Genomic DNA, 16,450 nt, shown 5'->3' on the forward strand with positions numbered 1-16,450 from the left:
CGGAAAGGGAGTCATTCCCAAGGCCGCCTCATGCAAATCCCATGACAGAAAGGGGTGATAGGAGCTCATATGTTAAATAACAACACCAAGCAATAACAGAGCCTTTTTATAAAACGTAAGGGCCGAAGAAAATAGTGATCAATGCGACGTGAACACTGATGAAGTAGGTGATCTGAACAGGGATTGACCAATCTCTCTGTTTCGCACCGGTTTTCAGAATTCCAAAGGCGATCAGGGCAAAACCAAGGATGAAAAGGATAGGACTGCCGGGGAAGCTTAAATAATCAGGGGCTCTGGCAAGGAGCTTTTCTGAGAATAAGGGACTGCGCACAAGAATGGCGGCTGCCAGGTAAATGGCGATACCCGTGAGCAGAATCCATGTACGATCCTGGTCCAGCGCGTCTCTTTTAACAAACATAAGAATGACAAGGAACAAAAGCGGCCATATATACCAGAAGGTCATAATGAGGAGTCCGAAAAAGCTGTAGGAAAGCATCCCCATTGTTTTTCCCAGTGCTCCTAAAAGGACACGGGAGTTCCATGTGTCAGCTTTCTCGATGATTTCAGGGTTCTGGGAAGATAAGAGAAGCTTGTGACTGTCCCCGCCTTTATCGACCCAGACTACACTGTCCTCTTGAATTTGGACCGGGTGGGTGGACAGATCCGGTGTGTTGCTGATCCGTGTGATTTCTTCAACCCCGGAAGTACCGAGCGGGGCTTTATAAATGTTAAACTGGCTGTTTTCACCGAATCTTGTATTGGTGTCCCCGACCGCTTTAAACAGCAGGGAGGTTCCCTCTTTCTGAGGATGCAGACTCATATCCGATATTTCTTTGAGAGGCTTCGAAGAGACGGGATCAATAAAAGAAAGGCTGGTGGTCTTTAAAGGTTCTTGAAAGGAAGTGGTTCCGTAATAATAATGGTTTTCCATCTGACCGGAAGCGGACTGTTTCTGGACTGTCGATATAAGAACAGTGGCTTCCTTGTTCTGTATTGTAAACTGGATGTCCTTAATACTTTCAGAACCGGACGGTAGAAAAGCGGCTTCTCCGATCTTTTTCACCTCATTGTCCACGTGTTCAAAGAAGTGCAGGTGACGGCCTTCCTCGTCTGTGTACTCTTCCATAAGGTAAGTGCCTTCATCCGTCTCTGACGTTCTCACCTTGGAATCACTGGAGGTGAGTGTCATCAGTTGCCTGCTTTCATAATTGGCTGGATCTATGGTGTAAAGGGCGTTCTCCTTTTGGTAAAGCGCAGCCGAGGATGTGGGGATAAAGCCGTCAATATCCGTTAGTTTTTCTTCTGTATCCCCGCGGTATAAGCTGTAGTAATCAGAATAGAGGAGTTTGTCATTTTCTATGTAAAAGCTTGTGAACTTATCCACGGGAATCGTGTACTGCTTCTCATCCATTTCAGTGTAGTTGTCATCATAGGTATGCCGGGTAATACCGCTTTCCGTGAGATAAGAGATTTGTATGCCATCGTCTGTCTTCTGGATATGGGGCTGCTTAACAGCGGTTGTTTCTCCAATCTCCCAATCTCTGCTCCAGTCCTGATCGGCAGGCTCCGTAACTTCCTGATAGTTTTCAAAGAATAAAAGCACAACTCCTGCTGCAATGATGATCAACGGCAGGATCCATACAAGTTTTAAACGCAGCGTCTTCACGTTATCCGCCTCCTTTTCCTATGTATACGTGATGGAGGGCAGAGAAGTTTCATTGGATTAAAAAAACACCAGGCAGCTGCCTGGTGTGGGTACGTTCTATTCGTCATCTTCGTTGTCGCCTACGATGCTGTGGGCCAGCCGGCTGGAAGCAGCTGCTGCAATGGCTCCTACAATATCATCGAGGAATGTATGGCATTCGCCGGAAGATTTATCATTCAGTTTCTGGAGAATTCCAGGTTTCTGCTTATCAATATAGCCGTAGTTGGTAAATCCGATCGATCCGTATACATTGACGATGGAAAAAGCAATGATTTCATCGATTCCATACAGGCTTTCGTCCACTTCGATGGTGGATTGAAGCGGCTCTGTAAGCATTTTCTTTTCAGCCAGGCGGTCCATCTCGATCCCTGTGATCACAGCGTTCTGGACTTCCCGTTTGGTGAGGACTTTGTTTACATTGAACCGGCATTCATCCATCGATAGGTCATCATGGTATTTCGACTGCAGATAATAGACAAGATCGGCGATATCGTCGATGGTGACGCCTCTTTCTGTCAGCCATTCCCGTGCTGTTTTTTCAAGACTGGATACTTTCTTCTCATTTGCCATAGCGAACTACCTCCCTGCTCTCTCTTTGGTCGCGATGTTACTATACCCGCGTTTATTGTTTCACAAACGACTGGTGTTATGTTCATTATATCAAAAGTCCGGGTTCTCCGTGAAAAAACGTGCCCTTTTTCTTATGTGTTACACTGGAAGAAAAAGGAGTGGAGATGCTGTTATGGGGAAACCGTCAATTTTTATTACCCGCCGTCTGCCGGCAGAAGTTGTTGAACCTTATCAGGAGCAGTTGGATATTGAGATGTGGCCGGAAGAGGATGAAGCTGTCGACAGGGAGACGCTTTTAGCTAAGTCGGGTCGCGTGGACGGGCTCGTAACGATGCTGACCGACCAGGTGGACGAGGAGCTTCTGGGCGCTGGAAATTCTCTTGGGATTGTTGCCAATATGGCGGTTGGCTACGATAATGTGGATGTGAAAGCTGCAGAGAACATGGGGACGGCCATCACGAACACCCCGGATGTTTTGACAGAAACGACGGCCGATCTTACGTTCAGTCTGCTCATGGCCGCTGCCCGCCGGATTGTGGAGGCAGGGAACTATATTAAGGAGGACGCTTGGAACCATTGGTCTCCTTTACTGCTTGCCGGAACGGATGTGCATCATAAAACAATCGGAATCGTAGGGATGGGGCGTATAGGAGAAGCCGTGGCACGGAGAGCCAGAGGTTTTCAAATGGACATTCTTTATCACAACCGCTCCAGAAAAAAGGATGTAGAAAGTGAAATCGGCGCAAGGTATACATCGTTTGATGAGCTTTTGGAGAATGCGGATTATGTGGTCAGCCTGGCTCCGCTGACGGATGAAACCCGGCATATGTTCAATGCGGAGGCTTTTCAAAAGATGAAGGACACCGCAATCTTTATCAATGCATCCCGGGGGGCACTGATGGATGAAAAAGCACTCGAAAAAGCGCTCAGAGAAGAGCAGATCGCCGGTGCCGGTCTTGATGTGTTTGAACAAGAGCCGATCAGAGCCGACCACCCGCTCGTTTCCATGCCCGGCGTTGTCTGTCTTCCTCATATCGGCTCGGCAACGAAAGAGACCCGTTATAAGATGATGCGTCTCTGTCTGGATAATGTTGTCCGTTACTTCGAGGAGAAGCCGCTGCTCAGTCCGGTTTCCAGATAAAAGAAGCCCGTACACGACAACGTGTACGGGCTTCTGATTATCTGTTTTAGAAAACCTGCTCCACTTCATAAATGCCAGGGACTTCCTGAGAAAGCGCACGCTCAATACCTGCTTTCAAAGTGATGGTTGAACTTGGGCAGTTCCCGCAGGCACCCATAAGACGCAGACGTACAATACCATCCTCTACATCCACCAGCTCAACGTCTCCACCGTCACGAAGTAAAAATGGGCGAAGTTTGTTCAGTACTTCTTGAACCTGTTCATGCATGTTCAATCTTCCCCTTTCTTATAGTATCATTATAAAACGAAGTGACGAAAAAATCTATGGTCTCTGCTTATGTTCCTTTGGATTGAGAACTATTATCATTTTATCTTTTTCCACTTCTTTTGTAAAATGAAAGTACGTATAAAAAAGGGGAGAGGGCCTCATGAATCAACCGGTTGTTCGCGTTTATGTATACGGGGCGGAAGTGAAATGTGCAAGCTGTGTGAACGCTCCCGGCTCAAAAGAGACCTATGAGTGGCTGGAGGCCGCTTTAACAAGAAAATATGGGGAGAAGAGCCTGCAGTTTCACTATTTTGATATCCATACAGAAAACCAGGAAGGTGTGGATATGGAAATCGTCCAGCAGCTGTTGAATGATGACTTGTTTTACCCGCTGGTGCTGGTGGAAGACCGAATCGTGGCGGAAGGAAATCCAAGGTTGAAGACGATTTGCAAATCTCTGGAAGAACATGGTCTTCAACAGGTCAGTAACTCCTAACGCAGAACCACCAGCGTATGATAAAATCGTAAGGCACAGGGTTCTTCCGAAAAAGAGGTGACGTGGATGAATCCATTGATCGAATTTTGTATCAATAATTTAGCCGAAGGCTCCCAGAAAGCTAAGGATGAACTGGAAAAAGATCCGGATCTTGATGTGATGGATTACGGCTGTTTGAGAAACTGCGGTCTTTGTTCGCAGAGCAATTATGCCCTTGTTGAAGGAGAACGTGTCATTGCCGATTCGCCTGAAGAATTAGTCGATAAAATTTATCAACACTTGGACGAAACCCTGTAACAAGTGAAAAGGCATGACTATTTCAATACAATGAGAGGCACCCGGTAAAGGGTGTCTTTTTACTTGGATGAGCAGGTGCTGCTGTTTGATAAAAAGCAGGCCGGTTTAGTATACTGAAAAGAAGAAGAGAAAGGAGAGGCTTGGTATGATTCTGAACATTACAGAAGCTGCGGGTCATCAGATCAAAGAGATGATGAAGGAAGAGGGTGGAGATGTCCGTCTCCGCTTCGGTGTAAAAGGCGGCGGCTGCAGTGGATTGTCATATGCGATGGGCTTCGAGGATGAGATTAATGAAGAACTTGATCTTCTTGAAGATTCCAGCGGTATTCCTGTTGTCATCAACCGTCAGGATGCGGCGATTGTAGAAGGTACGACCATTGATTATAAACAAAATATGATGGGCGGAGGCTTCACGATCGATAATCCGAATGCCATCGTTTCTTGTGGCTGCGGGTCTTCCTTTAAAACGGCGGCGAACGCTGGAACACCAGACCCGAACTGCTGATAGATTCCAACCTTCCGGCTCACGGAAGGTTTTTTTATGGGAACAACCACTCTCAATCACAACCGGAAGTGGGAGGGCATCAGAACTTTTTTCAGTTTTGACTGGATGAAAAAAAGGCTGCAGAAAAACACAGGGTTTCTCTGCAGCTTTAGTTCTTTAGGAAAACATGCTCGTCGAATGTTTCGGCTGCACACGCGCTCCTGGATCGATATAGGCTTTCGCATTGTTGACAGCTGTCGGTCCTTCACCAAAACCGGATGCAATCAGTTTTACTTTACCCGGATAGGTGCAGATATCGCCGGCTGCATAGATGCCTTTGATGTTCGTTTCCATTTTGGAGTTTACAACGATGCTGTTTTTGTCGATTTCAAGCTCCCAGTCTTTGATGGGGCCAAGGGAGGAAATGAACCCGTAGTTGACGATGACATCATCAACGTCAATCGTCTCTGTACGTTCGCCTTTAACTTCTTGAAGCTCGACCTTTTCAATGCGCTCCTCCCCGATAAACTGCTCAGGAGTGAAGGGGGTCATGACGTTGACGTTGGATTCGTTCAACTGGGACACACTGTGTTCGTGAGCTCTGAATTTATCTCTTCTATGGACAAGAGTGACCTGTTTGGCAATCGGCTCCAGCATGAGTGCCCAGTCGACAGCAGAATCACCGCCGCCGGCAATCATTACGTTCTTGTCACGGAAGTTGTCCATGTTACTGACGTGATAATGCAGGTTGGTATCTTCAAACCGTTCGGAATCGTCCACTTTAAGTTTCCGTGGCTGGAATGCTCCGTTACCAGCTGTGACAATCACGGTTTTCGTGTAGTGGACATCTTTGTTCGTGGTCAGTTTTAAAGACTCGTCTTCCATCCGTTCTATATGGATGACTTCCTCCTCAAGCGCAATGGTCGGATTGAATGCCATGGCCTGCTCTTCCAGGTTGTCAATCAGCTCCTGTGCACGGACTTTAGGAAAGCCGGCCACGTCAAAAATGTATTTTTCCGGATAAAGGGCGGTCAGCTGCCCTCCGAGGTGCGGGAGGCTTTCGATGATTTTGACACTCGCTTCACGCATTCCACCGTAAAAAGCTGTGAACAGACCGACGGGGCCGCCGCCAATGACTGTAATATCGTATATTTTATCGCTCATAATAAACCTCCTGAAAAAAATTTCACTAAAATTTATTCTATCATAAAAAAATTTGCAATGGGAACACTGAACATATGTAAACCTTTCCAAAGGCGGCAATTGTTCAATAATTTTGATAACTTGATTTTGGGTTGAAAATAAGGGGAAAAAGGTCTAAGATGATGATAGACCATATAGTTATGATTTGTGACACTTTTCGCCTGATTTCAACAGGTTTTTTTAATGTCTTTTTGTGTGAAACAGGTCACAATGATATAGGTGACGGATGGAAAAAAATACGAGATGGAAGTGATTATTCATGAAGAATCCGAACATTGTCATTATCGGTGCCGGTTACGGGGGCATCATGACAGCTGTCAAACTTCAGAAGAGCCTTGGGGCGAACGATGCCAACATCACACTTGTGAACAAGCACAGCTACCACTATCAAACAACTTGGCTGCATGAAAACGCAGCAGGTACGCTTCACCATGACCGCACACGTATCGCAATCAAAGATGTTGTGGATACAAGCAAAGTCAACTTCATTCAGGATACAGTGACAGATATTAAAGCGGCCGATAAAAAGGTGATCCTTGAAGACGGCGAACTTTCTTATGACTACCTTGTCATTGGGCTTGGATTCGAAGCGGCTACGTTCGGTATCCCTGGACTTAAAGAGCATGCGTACACAATCAACAGCATCAACAGCTCTCGTCTGATCCGCCAGCATATCGAATACAACTTTGCGAAGTACAACAACGAACCTGAAAAACAGCAGAAGCGCTTGAACATTGTTGTCGGCGGTGCCGGGTTTACAGGAATTGAATTTGTTGGTGAACTGGCGAACCGTATCCCTGAACTATGCAAGGAATACGATGTTCCACGTGACAAAGTGCGTATTGTCAACGTAGAAGCTGCCCCGACAGCTCTTCCAGGTTTCGATCCTGAACTTGTTGAATATGCGATGAACTCTTTGGAAGCGCGCGGTGTCGAGTTCAAAATCGGTGCGATGATCAAAGAAGTAACCGAAAATAAATTGGTTTTCGAAAAAGACGAACAGCGTGAAGAAATCGATACGAACACCGTCGTATGGGCGGCCGGTGTACGCGGAAACTCACTGGTTGAAGAAGCCGGTTTCGAAGCGAACCGCGGACGTATCCCGGTTCGTGATGATCTTCGTCCAGAAGGATATGATGATGTATTCATTGTAGGGGACTGTGCTCTCATTATGAATGAGGAAACGGAGCGCCCTTATCCTCCGACAGCGCAGATTGCCATCCAGGAAGCGGAGCATACAGCGAAAAACCTTACCCGTCTCGTGAAAGGTGACGATCACCTTGAGCCATTCAAGCCTAACATTCAAGGTACGGTTGCTTCCCTTGGGCACAATGATGCCATCGGTGTTGTCTTTGATGATAAGAAACTCTTCGGCTGGTCAGCGACTGCCATGAAGAAAGTCATCGACAACCGCTATCTGCTAAAATTAGGCGGCCTTCCGCTCGTTCTGAAGAAAGGGAAGTTGAACTTCTTTAACTTCTAAAAGATATAGGAAACGCGAAAGCAGTTCATGCTTTCGCGTTTTTCGTACATCCGGATATGCTTGCGCTTTCATAGGAAGCGGTTTAAAATGAATAATGGATTTGCACGTCCCTTTTAAGGGGAGTAGGGGGAAGCGACGTTGAATATTGTCCAATTTGCTGTATCCATTCTTTTGTTTTTTGTACTGTTTTTCGGGATATCCTTTCTATTAAATATGATTCTGCGCTCATCCTGGATCATGTCCATCGTGTATCCTGTCATCGTGTTGTTTATCGTGGATAACTTTCCGTGGACGGAGTATTTCTCACAGCCTGGCACAGCCTTTCCAACTGTGTTTAAACAGCTCGGCCGTCTAGGTGTCGTGGACGTTGTGATCCTGACCAGCGGTTTTGCCGGGACCATTGCAGCCGGCATTGTCATAAAGAAATTGAGGAAAAGCGGTTATCAAATGTTCTGAGAAGAGAAGAAGGGGCATCGATCTTTGGATCGATGCCCCTTCTTTTGATTCAATTATTTGAATAAAATGACCGGTCTTGGACATGCTTACATCTAGAGGTGATGACATGTTTTCAGGACGTACGAAAAGACTGTTTCTTCCTTTCTTATTCGCAGGGGCTGTGGTGAGTACGGCTTCTTATGTAACAAATCTATCTTTAGTTGATTTGGGGAAATGGATGACAGCTGAAATAAAAGACAGGAACACAACTGCAGATCCAGATCCACAGGTGAAAAGCGCGGCTGTTGAGGCGGTCCAGACGCTGGAGCAGTCGATTGATTTGTCCCAGTATCAAAGCCGTCAGGTTACCGCTACGGGCTATACAGCCGGGTTTGAATCGACGGGGAAAACGCCTGAACATCCGGCCTATGGCATTACGTTCTCCGGGGTGAATGTAACGAGGGACCTGTATTCCACGATTGCTGCTGATTTGAACGTGTTTCCTTTAGGGACCATCCTTTTTATTCCCGGGTACGGGTATGGAGTGGTGGCTGATATTGGAGGGGCTATTAAAGGGGAGGAACTGGATCTTTATTTCTCAAGCGTGGAGGATGTGTATGACCAATGGGGAAAGAAAACCTTGGACGTGTACGTGATCAAAGAAGGAGAAGGCCAGCTGACGGAAGAAGAACTGGCCACTTTGAATGAAAATGAAGCTCAGCAGGTATTCCGGTCTGCAATCAAACCATAAAAAAACACTTCCGTTTTGATGGCGGAAGTGTTTTTGTTATTTAATAGATCAGAGAATGAAGCAGGAATGTAAGCAGGATACCGGTCAGGCCCCCGAAGAACACTTCAATGGGCTGGTGTCCGAGCAGCTCTTTCAATTCCTCTTTTTTCTGATACCCTTCTTTCTGCTGCCAGCTTTTCGCTTCACTGACGAAGCGGTTAAAATCATTCAATAAGATGTTTAACATGATGGCCTGCTCCCCTGTCTGCCGTCGGACACCTGTACTGTCGAACATGACGATGATGGAGAAAACGCAGGCGACAGCGAAAATGGATGAACCGAAGCCCTGCTCAATCCCTACGCCCGTAGCCAGAGCTGTTACAGCGGCAGAGTGGCTGCTCGGCATACCTCCTGTACTGAAGGCAAGGGTGGCATTGAACTGTCTGGAAGCAATAAATTGTATGGGGACTTTTACCGCCTGGGCAAAAACGATTGCAGCGATGGAGGCCCAGAGGGGGAAGTTCTGCAGTAAATCTAACAGCATTGTAACATCCTTTCTCATCCGGCAGGGTATCGAGATGATTGATCTTTATGTAAGTCATTTGTTGCTTATAAACAAAAACATTATATCATACATTCTGATAGAACGTCCCTTCATAAGGAAGGACGGATGCAGATCTTGTATACTGGAGAAGGAGGTGGCGTTATGTTGACAATAACACAGAAGTGGAAACCCATAGACCCCCTTGTCGTCGGGGTGTTCGCGGATGAGGATCAAAGCATTCTGGCAGAGAAGATAAAAGATGCAGCAGGATTACATACAGCGGATTATTTAAAAAGTGGTCTCGTTCAACCCCCGCCGGGCCGAGTGGACCATTTGATTGTTCCCTATGAGAATCAAATGATCCGGGTCTTATGTATCGGTCTTGGGTCCAGAAAGATGATGACAAAAGCCGACAGGAGAAACTTGTGGGGGCAGGCTTTTCAGCAGATTGAGGCGCAAGGGGTGGAGCAGTGCTCCCTTTTGCTGGAGACCCTAATTCCTGATCGTCAGAAATATAAAGAGTGGACGGCGTTGTTAGCAGAAGCGATCGGCTTATCAACTTATAAGCAGGAAAATTATAAAACCGGATCGGATGAAGTCAAACGGCTGAAGAGCCTGTCTGTTTTTTCTGCTCTGTTTGATCAAAATACGATGGAAGCAGCGATTGTGGAAGGGATGGCTTATGCAGAAGGGGCCAATACAGCAAGAAAGCTGGTTCATCTTCCCTCCAACATTCTTACAGCATCCGAACTCGCCGCACAAGCCTTGAAAATGGCAGAGCGGTTTGGTTTCGATGCCCAAATCCTAGAGAAAGAGGATATGGAAAATCTGGGGATGGGAGCGCTCCTCGCTGTAAACCAGGGTTCCGTAGAGCCGCCAAAGCTGATTGTTCTAAAGTATCAAGGATTGGAGGAGTGGAAGGATGTGACCGCTCTTGTAGGAAAAGGCATAACGTATGATACAGGAGGCTATTCCATTAAATCGAAAACAGGCATGCCTGGTATGAAAGGGGATATGGGAGGCGCTGCTGCTGTTCTCGGAGCTTTGGAAACCATAGGGCGCATCAAGCCTGAGAAGAACGTCATGGCCGTGATTCCATCTACCGATAACATGATATCCGGTGGAGCATTTAAACCTGATGATGTGATTACTTCCATGAGTGGTCAAACCATTGAAGTACTGAATACAGATGCCGAAGGGCGTCTGGCCCTGGGCGATGCTGTAACGTATGCCCGCTCAGAAGGGGCAGACAGGGTTATTGATGTGGCTACGCTTACCGGAGGAGTAGTCACGGCCCTCGGATCATGGATGACAGGGGCAATGACGAATGACGAGTCCTTTTATAAACAAATCGAAAAGGCGGGTCAGGAGACGGGAGAATGGATCTGGCTTCTGCCGTATAACGAAGATTATAAAGCTCAGGTAAGGAAAAGCAGGATTGCTGACTTGAATAATTCTCCAACACGCAAAGCTCACGCGATCATGGGAGGTGCGTTCGTCGGAGCATTTGCAGAGGGGATTCCGTGGGTGCATCTCGATATTGCCGGAACGTCTGTAGCAGAATCCGGGCACGCCCTTGGGCCTGAAGGACCTACAGGAGTCATGGCGAGGACACTGGCTTATTATGTGAATCATTAAAAAAGGGGCCTGTTCATGTTAGCTGAGGCCGTTCCCGCGGCAGGCACTATCGATAAGCGCAGCGGGATCGTGTGAACGAAATACGGGCAGCAACTCTAAATCAAAGGTTGAAGTCTGGGCTGAAGCCCAGACTTTTTTTGTGCGGATGGATATTGTATAGGAAGCGGTTTTTCAAGGAGGGCTTCCTATCTCTATTGCTGTATCAATAAGAAACAAGACCCGGCAGCTGATGCAGATCGTCCGAACGCCTCTGCTGCTGTCCAAAGTGGATAAGCATATAGGTACGATGCTGCTGCTTTATACAGCCTCCCATGTATACTACGGGAAGGTGGACAGGGTGCAGGGGCGGGAAATCTATATGACCATCGGTGACCGTGTCCTGATCATCGACGGCCGAACCCTTGTTCATGTTTGTTCCACGTGAAGAATTTCTCGTCCACATCTCAACTGTGGATATAAAAAAAGCACATACGCTTGGAAGCGCATGTGCTTTTTTTATTAATCCTGGATGGCTGCTTCAAGAGCCACTTCAATCATTTCGTTAAAGGTGGTCTGACGTTCCTCGGCCGTCGTTTCTTCTCCGGTAAGGATATGATCACTGACAGTAAGAACGGACAGCGCCTGTCGGTTGTATTTCGCAGCAAGCGTATAAAGAGCGGTTGTTTCCATTTCTACAGCAAGCACGTTGTACTCAGCGAGCAGATTGAATAGATCCATCGCATTGTCACGGTAGAAACTGTCACTTGTAAAGACGTTTCCGACTTTCAAGTCCAACCCTTTTGCTGTTCCTGCATCATAGGCATTCTTCAACAAATTGAAGTCCGCTGTCGGTGCATAATCAATGCCGCCGAATACCATACGGTTCATCTGGGAGTCCGTTGTCGATGTGGAAGCAAGAATCACGTCACGCACGTTTACATCGTTCTGCAGTGCTCCGCATGAGCCGACGCGGATCAATTTCTGCACGCCGTAGCTATCCATCAGTTCATTGACGTAGATGGAGATGGAAGGTACCCCCATCCCTGTTCCCTGAACAGAAATGCGCTCTCCTTTATATGTACCTGTGTATCCGTACATGCCACGTACTTCGTTATAGCAGACGGCATCCTCCAGAAAGTTTTCAGCAATATATTTGGCGCGGAGCGGGTCTCCTGGCAGCAGGATCTTATCCGCGATATCTCCCTGTTGTGCTCCAATATGTGTTGTCATAGGTTTTTCCTCCTTCATTTCTTTCAACATTTTAAAATTACCACACCACGAAAGCGAATACAAATGTGGCTGATTTTACCCGAAATACTGTTTTTCGAGATCACTCAGCTGATCTGCGGCATGGCTGTTAAAATCGGTATCCCGCCGATTTAACTTTTGTTTCAGCTTTTCAACGGATTGTTTGAGAGAATCATTATAATCCGGTATTTCTGTCTCTTCATAAGGGTGGACCGCTTCTTTCTGAACGTTGGCTTTTTCAAGATAACTCAACGCTTTCCGCTGATGGAAAAAAACATTTTCTGTTTGACCAGGATTGTGAAGATCGCCCTGCATCGGGTGTTTGTCAACGGCGAGCATTTGAACCAGATAAAAATTCCCCCGGTCCTCTTTCACTTCTCCGATGTATATGCCTGTTTTATAATGCGCTCTCACTATAGAGCCGATTTGAATATCAGACATCTTATTCCCTCCTAAATTCATCTCCTTTTCCATTGTAACAAAAATTATGAAGATCTTATGAAAACGGATGCGGATTTCCAAATGTTTGATATACTTAGGGAAGAAGGGTGGGGTCCACCATGATGGAATTTCTGTACTTCCCAGAAGATAAGTCTGAATATATTCCTGCTGTCCTGATGCTTCTGCTGTTCATTGTGGCTGCAGCGGTTACTATGATCTGGATTATTAAAGCCTCTCAAAAAGAAGAGCATACATTTGATCAGAATTACTCTATAAATGAAAAGGAAGATCGCGAATCGAAAGAGCCGCATTAGGTGCCTGCCTGATGCGGCTTTATTATATTTTCAGCAGCATGGGGGACACTAGAAAAAGCAGATTTCATCAAATGGAGGTTTTGGACCCATGAAGCGTGCCTTTATGTGTGCCGGGACGATCGCTGTTGTTTTGACGGCGTGTTCCGGAGAGGAACGATCGCCGCTGGAAACATCAATCTATAACAAAGATAATGACAAAATCGGGACAGCTGTATTGACCGAACAGCCTGAAGGCGTACAAGTGAAATTGAAAGTAGAAGGGATTGAACCAGGGATGCACGGGATAGCTGTTCATGAATTTCCAAAATGTGATGCGCCTGAGTTCAAGAGTGCCGGGAATCATTTCAATCCCTTGTCCAAGGAGCATGGTCTCATGAATCCAAAAGGGGCGCATGTGGGGGATATGCCGAATGTGGAGGCTGACCAGAGCGGTATGATTGATGTTGAGGTCATGCTGCCGGAGGCGAAGCTGAAAGAAGACCAGAAGTCGCTTCTGAGGGATGAAGGGACCTCCTTGATCATCCAGAGCGGACCAGATGACGGGATGACCCAGCCGGCAGGAGATGCCGGGGAACGTGTGGCCTGTGGTGTGATTACCATAGACGCAGACAAAGATGAAACGAGTGATCCTGCCGAACCGGATAAACAGCAGGAATAACCGAACCTTCGATAACTGGACGGGACGGCCATCCTGGTGTTTTCAGATACCTCTATGCAGACAGAAGGAATGATGGAATAAAAAAAGGCTGCCGTTTTTTAAGGCAGCCTTAGTTTTCATTCGATTTAAGATTGTTCAAAGGTCTGGACAGCTTTGATGATGCGTGTGACACCTTCTTCAAGTGTAGACATCGGAGCAGCCAGGTTGAGGCGCATAAAGCCGCGGCCTTCTTCTCCGAAGGACGCACCGTCGTTTAAGCCGACACGGGCCTCTTTCTGCATGAACTTCTTCAATTCCGTCTGGGAAAGTCCCATGTGTGTACAGTCCAGCCATAACAAATACGTTCCTTCGATCGGTAGCGCACGCACCGATTTTGTTTCGTTCTCCAGCCGCTGAATCACATAGTCGCGATGGTCCTTCAGCACTTCTGTCAATGTGTCAACCCAGTCGGATCCATGGTTATACGCAGCTTCCATCGCTGTAATACCAAGGGTGTTCAACATCATCATGCCTTGATTTTTAAAATGTTTATCCAGCTTTTTCTTGTCTTCCTTGTTTGCAGTAATAACATAGGAAGCCTGAAGACCGGCAAGGTTGAATGTTTTCGTAGGAGAAAGGCATGTGACCGTCTGCTGGTTCGTTTCTTCAGAAAGAGAAGCCATGGGTATATGCTTGTTCGGTGGCAGAATCAAATCGGCATGAATTTCATCCGCTGCGATTTTCACACCGTGCTTCCGGCAGATCCGGCTCATTTCTTCCAGTTCCTGCTTCGTCCATACCCTCCCGACAGGATTGTGAGGGTTGCATAGGATAAACATGGTAACCTGATTGTCTTTGATTTTGTTCTCGAAATCTTCAAAGTCTATTTCGTACCTGTCCTCTTTATGAAGGAGTGGGTTTTTTACGATATGTCTGCCATGGTCTTTGACAACACTGTAGAACGGAGGATAAACCGGTGTCTGGATAAGAACGTTGTCGCCGATTTCCGTCAACGATTGAATAATCATGTGCAGAGATGGAATGACACCCGGGCTGAACGTGATCCAGTCCGTTTCTGTTTCCCATCCGTGACGATTACGAAGCCATCCTGTAATGGACTCCTTCACATCCTGATCCGGGATGGTGTATCCGAAGATGCCGTGTTCGACCCTTGAGGTCAGTGCGTCTGTGACAGCCTGTGGTGTCTTGAAATCCATATCGGCCACCCACATCGGCAGGACATCTTTATCTTGATAAAAGTCTTCAATGAGATCCCATTTGACCGAGCGTGTCCCGGTTCTTGGGGTGTATTTTTGAAATTCTTCCAAAGTACTCGCCTCCATCAGCCATTTTTCCTTATCATAACCGAAACCAGGTCCTTCATGAAACTAACTTGTTCGGGAAGGAATTTTGGCCGAAAAAAAAGCAAAGCGAACGTTCGCTTTGCTTACACAGGGGGAATACGAGAAAGTCTTACGTTATTTAATATAACCCTGTTTCATAGTTTATAAACCTCTTTTTTAATTTTTCTGCTGATTCAGGTCATAAAGCAGATTCATAGCCCGAAGTACGTCCTGTTCTGAAAAGTCACGGGCTTTCCTTAAGATCAGTTTAGAGCTTTTGACGCCGATGTCCTGAACCAGCTGTGTAAGTTCTTCGTCAAAAGGAGATTCATCTTCATCGTGGAATTCCATCAGTTCGGAAGCGGGAATATCCAGAACCGTCGAAATTTTCAAGACGGTATCAAGTTCTGGTGTGCGCTCATTAGATTCATAACTTTCCAGTGTGTGAACGCCCATCCGGGCTTTGAGAGCCAGTTCCTCTTTCGTGAATTTCTTCATTTCCCTGTACTTTCGGATATTGTTTCCTACGGACATACGCTGAACCCTCCTTTATTCTTTTTTCTAGTATATCACGCTGCGGACAAATGATGTCTGAACGATTCGTGAACATAGACGGGATATTGCTTATTTCGCGTCTTTGTGGTAAAATCATTTATTGCGTGAAAAGAAGCGAATATTTAATGAATCAGGAGTTGTATAGCATGTCAGAGAAGTTCCAAGAAGGTCAAGTATTAGAAGGTAAAGTCACAGGCATTCAGCCCTACGGCGCGTTTGTAGCATTGGATGAGCAGGTTCAAGGTCTTGTACACATTTCCGAGGTTACTCACGGTTATGTGAAAGATATTAATGAGCACCTTTCTGAAGGAGATGAAGTTCAGGTTAAAATTCTGAACATCGATGAGAAGAGCAACAAATATTCTCTATCCATCCGTGCGACTCAGGAAGCACCTAAACAGCAGGAGCGTCGTCCACGTAAACAAGCGGCTCCAAAACAGCAGGAAGAAGCTGCAGGCTTCAACACGCTGAAAGACAAGCTTGAAGACTGGATCAAACAGTCTGATGACCGCGAAAAATTCCGCAAATAAGGAATGAAGAAGAGACCAGGGCCTTCCCTGGTCTCTTTTTTTATTCCTGTTCAACAGCTGTGTCAGCCGGTACATCACTATTTTGTGCTGCGGGGATGAAATAAAGGGAAATGGCAATAAGTCCGCTGATCCCTACAGCCGTATAAATGAGACGCGCAAGGAATGCACGCTGCTCACCACCGCCAAACAGCCCGGCAACGAGATCATACTGGAAAAGTCCGATGAGTCCCCAGTTGATGGCGCCGATGATGATCAGCAGGAGAGCCGTCCGTTGTATCCAGCTCATATACAGACCTCCTTTTCTTCTATTGGAATTAGTATGGATCTCAAAGCCGATGTTCATTCCAGACAGCATTTCTTTTGAGATTCTTCAAATTATCGGGGATAATAGGAAAGCACGTTAAGAACA

22 protein-coding genes are annotated in these 16,450 nt (G+C 46.5%); 12 read left to right on the top strand and 10 right to left on the bottom strand.

Annotated elements, in window-relative coordinates; all coding sequences use genetic code 11:
* Positions 1-106: 106 nt before the first annotated feature.
* Both ACXAJH_RS12210 and ACXAJH_RS12215 read right to left on the bottom strand, forming a co-directional pair.
* Positions 107-1,666: a hypothetical protein gene (locus ACXAJH_RS12210; RefSeq protein ID WP_474994094.1), complete on the bottom strand. Its 1,560-nt coding sequence runs from the start codon at positions 1,664-1,666 to the stop codon at positions 107-109.
* Between the two features lie 96 nt (positions 1,667-1,762).
* Positions 1,763-2,275 carry a phosphatidylglycerophosphatase A family protein gene (locus tag ACXAJH_RS12215; protein WP_474969293.1) on the bottom strand — a complete coding sequence of 171 codons (513 nt, stop codon included), beginning with the start codon at positions 2,273-2,275 and terminating at the stop codon, positions 1,763-1,765.
* A 172-nt stretch (positions 2,276-2,447) separates the two neighbouring features.
* Between ACXAJH_RS12215 and ACXAJH_RS12220 the strand changes: the two genes are divergently transcribed.
* Entirely contained in the window at positions 2,448-3,416 is a 969-nt protein-coding gene (locus ACXAJH_RS12220) for a 2-hydroxyacid dehydrogenase (protein WP_474971108.1), read from the top strand.
* Between the two features lie 46 nt (positions 3,417-3,462).
* On the opposite strand, the gene ACXAJH_RS12225 is transcribed toward ACXAJH_RS12220, so the two are convergent.
* Positions 3,463-3,684: a NifU family protein gene (locus ACXAJH_RS12225; protein ID WP_244713039.1), complete on the bottom strand. Its 222-nt coding sequence runs from the start codon at positions 3,682-3,684 to the stop codon at positions 3,463-3,465.
* Between the two features lie 160 nt (positions 3,685-3,844).
* Here ACXAJH_RS12225 and ACXAJH_RS12230 point away from each other — a divergent pair, with 160 nt between their 5' ends.
* The 3 genes from ACXAJH_RS12230 to ACXAJH_RS12240 all read left to right on the top strand — a co-directional run bounded on the left by ACXAJH_RS12230 (position 3,845) and on the right by ACXAJH_RS12240 (position 4,982).
* Entirely contained in the window at positions 3,845-4,180 is a 336-nt protein-coding gene (locus ACXAJH_RS12230; protein ID WP_474971109.1) for a YuzD family protein, read from the top strand.
* A gap of 66 nt (positions 4,181-4,246) precedes the next feature.
* Positions 4,247-4,477, top strand: coding sequence for a YuzB family protein (locus ACXAJH_RS12235; protein WP_027956440.1), 231 nt, complete (start codon positions 4,247-4,249; stop codon positions 4,475-4,477).
* Between the two features lie 145 nt (positions 4,478-4,622).
* On the top strand, positions 4,623-4,982 hold the full coding sequence (locus ACXAJH_RS12240; protein WP_474969290.1) for a HesB/IscA family protein: 360 nt from the start codon (positions 4,623-4,625) through the stop codon (positions 4,980-4,982).
* Positions 4,983-5,138: 156 nt separating this feature from the next.
* On the opposite strand, the gene ACXAJH_RS12245 is transcribed toward ACXAJH_RS12240, so the two are convergent.
* A complete protein-coding gene (locus ACXAJH_RS12245; protein ID WP_474969289.1) occupies positions 5,139-6,125 on the bottom strand; it encodes an NAD(P)/FAD-dependent oxidoreductase in 987 nt (328 codons plus the stop codon).
* A 298-nt stretch (positions 6,126-6,423) separates the two neighbouring features.
* Between ACXAJH_RS12245 and ACXAJH_RS12250 the strand changes: the two genes are divergently transcribed.
* The 3 genes from ACXAJH_RS12250 (at position 6,424) to ACXAJH_RS12260 (ending at position 8,833) form a co-directional block, all read left to right on the top strand.
* A complete protein-coding gene (locus tag ACXAJH_RS12250) occupies positions 6,424-7,647 on the top strand; it encodes an NAD(P)/FAD-dependent oxidoreductase (protein WP_474969288.1) in 1,224 nt (407 codons plus the stop codon).
* Between the two features lie 138 nt (positions 7,648-7,785).
* On the top strand, positions 7,786-8,103 hold the full coding sequence (locus ACXAJH_RS12255; RefSeq protein WP_474969287.1) for a YuiB family protein: 318 nt from the start codon (positions 7,786-7,788) through the stop codon (positions 8,101-8,103).
* 106 nt (positions 8,104-8,209) lie between these two features.
* On the top strand, positions 8,210-8,833 hold the full coding sequence (locus ACXAJH_RS12260) for a 3D domain-containing protein (RefSeq protein WP_474971110.1): 624 nt from the start codon (positions 8,210-8,212) through the stop codon (positions 8,831-8,833).
* A 40-nt stretch (positions 8,834-8,873) separates the two neighbouring features.
* On the opposite strand, the gene ACXAJH_RS12265 is transcribed toward ACXAJH_RS12260, so the two are convergent.
* Positions 8,874-9,356, bottom strand: coding sequence for a divergent PAP2 family protein (locus tag ACXAJH_RS12265; RefSeq protein WP_027956446.1), 483 nt, complete (start codon positions 9,354-9,356; stop codon positions 8,874-8,876).
* Between the two features lie 162 nt (positions 9,357-9,518).
* Here ACXAJH_RS12265 and ACXAJH_RS12270 point away from each other — a divergent pair, with 162 nt between their 5' ends.
* The gene (locus ACXAJH_RS12270; protein WP_474994096.1) at positions 9,519-10,994 is read left to right on the top strand and encodes a leucyl aminopeptidase; all 1,476 of its coding nucleotides are present in this window, start codon (positions 9,519-9,521) and stop codon (positions 10,992-10,994) included.
* 229 nt (positions 10,995-11,223) lie between these two features.
* Complete coding sequence (locus ACXAJH_RS12275) at positions 11,224-11,418, top strand: hypothetical protein (protein ID WP_474969284.1); 195 nt, start codon at positions 11,224-11,226, stop codon at positions 11,416-11,418.
* Positions 11,419-11,492: 74 nt separating this feature from the next.
* Here ACXAJH_RS12275 and deoD read toward each other — a convergent pair whose 3' ends face one another.
* Positions 11,493-12,203, bottom strand: coding sequence for a purine-nucleoside phosphorylase (gene deoD, locus ACXAJH_RS12280; RefSeq protein ID WP_027956449.1), 711 nt, complete (start codon positions 12,201-12,203; stop codon positions 11,493-11,495).
* A gap of 75 nt (positions 12,204-12,278) precedes the next feature.
* The gene (gene kapB / locus ACXAJH_RS12285; RefSeq protein ID WP_474994098.1) at positions 12,279-12,662 is read right to left on the bottom strand and encodes a kinase-associated lipoprotein KapB; all 384 of its coding nucleotides are present in this window, start codon (positions 12,660-12,662) and stop codon (positions 12,279-12,281) included.
* Positions 12,663-12,781: 119 nt separating this feature from the next.
* Here kapB and ACXAJH_RS12290 point away from each other — a divergent pair, with 119 nt between their 5' ends.
* Positions 12,782-12,976 (top strand): hypothetical protein, encoded by a 195-nt coding sequence (locus tag ACXAJH_RS12290; protein ID WP_474969282.1) that lies wholly within the window; start codon positions 12,782-12,784, stop codon positions 12,974-12,976.
* An 88-nt stretch (positions 12,977-13,064) separates the two neighbouring features.
* A complete protein-coding gene (locus ACXAJH_RS12295) occupies positions 13,065-13,634 on the top strand; it encodes a superoxide dismutase family protein (RefSeq protein WP_474969281.1) in 570 nt (189 codons plus the stop codon).
* A gap of 125 nt (positions 13,635-13,759) precedes the next feature.
* On the opposite strand, the gene ACXAJH_RS12300 is transcribed toward ACXAJH_RS12295, so the two are convergent.
* A complete protein-coding gene (locus ACXAJH_RS12300; protein ID WP_474971114.1) occupies positions 13,760-14,941 on the bottom strand; it encodes a MalY/PatB family protein in 1,182 nt (393 codons plus the stop codon).
* A 192-nt stretch (positions 14,942-15,133) separates the two neighbouring features.
* Entirely contained in the window at positions 15,134-15,490 is a 357-nt protein-coding gene (locus ACXAJH_RS12305; protein ID WP_027956454.1) for a helix-turn-helix domain-containing protein, read from the bottom strand.
* A gap of 167 nt (positions 15,491-15,657) precedes the next feature.
* On the opposite strand from ACXAJH_RS12305, the gene yugI reads away from it, so the two are divergent.
* Positions 15,658-16,041, top strand: a complete 384-nt coding sequence (gene yugI, locus ACXAJH_RS12310) for a S1 domain-containing post-transcriptional regulator GSP13 (protein ID WP_027956455.1) — start codon at positions 15,658-15,660, stop codon at positions 16,039-16,041.
* Positions 16,042-16,081: 40 nt separating this feature from the next.
* On the opposite strand, the gene ACXAJH_RS12315 is transcribed toward yugI, so the two are convergent.
* The gene (locus ACXAJH_RS12315) at positions 16,082-16,327 is read right to left on the bottom strand and encodes a DUF378 domain-containing protein (protein ID WP_474969279.1); all 246 of its coding nucleotides are present in this window, start codon (positions 16,325-16,327) and stop codon (positions 16,082-16,084) included.
* Between the last annotated feature and the right edge of the window lie 123 nt (positions 16,328-16,450).

This window comes from Halobacillus sp. ABD4_316 (assembly GCF_056161385.1).

Coding starts and splice junctions, on each gene's coding strand:
- ACXAJH_RS12215 (WP_474969293.1), bottom strand. CDS start 2,275: ATGGCAAATGAGAAGAAAGTATCCAGTCTTGAAAAAACAGCACGGGAA.
- ACXAJH_RS12220 (WP_474971108.1), top strand. CDS start 2,448: ATGGGGAAACCGTCAATTTTTATTACCCGCCGTCTGCCGGCAGAAGTT.
- ACXAJH_RS12225 (WP_244713039.1), bottom strand. CDS start 3,684: ATGCATGAACAGGTTCAAGAAGTACTGAACAAACTTCGCCCATTTTTA.
- ACXAJH_RS12230 (WP_474971109.1), top strand. CDS start 3,845: ATGAATCAACCGGTTGTTCGCGTTTATGTATACGGGGCGGAAGTGAAA.
- ACXAJH_RS12235 (WP_027956440.1), top strand. CDS start 4,247: ATGAATCCATTGATCGAATTTTGTATCAATAATTTAGCCGAAGGCTCC.
- ACXAJH_RS12240 (WP_474969290.1), top strand. CDS start 4,623: ATGATTCTGAACATTACAGAAGCTGCGGGTCATCAGATCAAAGAGATG.
- ACXAJH_RS12245 (WP_474969289.1), bottom strand. CDS start 6,125: ATGAGCGATAAAATATACGATATTACAGTCATTGGCGGCGGCCCCGTC.
- ACXAJH_RS12250 (WP_474969288.1), top strand. CDS start 6,424: ATGAAGAATCCGAACATTGTCATTATCGGTGCCGGTTACGGGGGCATC.
- ACXAJH_RS12260 (WP_474971110.1), top strand. CDS start 8,210: ATGTTTTCAGGACGTACGAAAAGACTGTTTCTTCCTTTCTTATTCGCA.
- ACXAJH_RS12265 (WP_027956446.1), bottom strand. CDS start 9,356: ATGCTGTTAGATTTACTGCAGAACTTCCCCCTCTGGGCCTCCATCGCT.
- ACXAJH_RS12270 (WP_474994096.1), top strand. CDS start 9,519: ATGTTGACAATAACACAGAAGTGGAAACCCATAGACCCCCTTGTCGTC.
- ACXAJH_RS12275 (WP_474969284.1), top strand. CDS start 11,224: ATGCAGATCGTCCGAACGCCTCTGCTGCTGTCCAAAGTGGATAAGCAT.
- deoD (WP_027956449.1), bottom strand. CDS start 12,203: ATGACAACACATATTGGAGCACAACAGGGAGATATCGCGGATAAGATC.
- kapB (WP_474994098.1), bottom strand. CDS start 12,662: ATGTCTGATATTCAAATCGGCTCTATAGTGAGAGCGCATTATAAAACA.
- ACXAJH_RS12290 (WP_474969282.1), top strand. CDS start 12,782: ATGATGGAATTTCTGTACTTCCCAGAAGATAAGTCTGAATATATTCCT.
- ACXAJH_RS12295 (WP_474969281.1), top strand. CDS start 13,065: ATGAAGCGTGCCTTTATGTGTGCCGGGACGATCGCTGTTGTTTTGACG.
- ACXAJH_RS12305 (WP_027956454.1), bottom strand. CDS start 15,490: ATGTCCGTAGGAAACAATATCCGAAAGTACAGGGAAATGAAGAAATTC.
- yugI (WP_027956455.1), top strand. CDS start 15,658: ATGTCAGAGAAGTTCCAAGAAGGTCAAGTATTAGAAGGTAAAGTCACA.
- ACXAJH_RS12315 (WP_474969279.1), bottom strand. CDS start 16,327: ATGAGCTGGATACAACGGACGGCTCTCCTGCTGATCATCATCGGCGCC.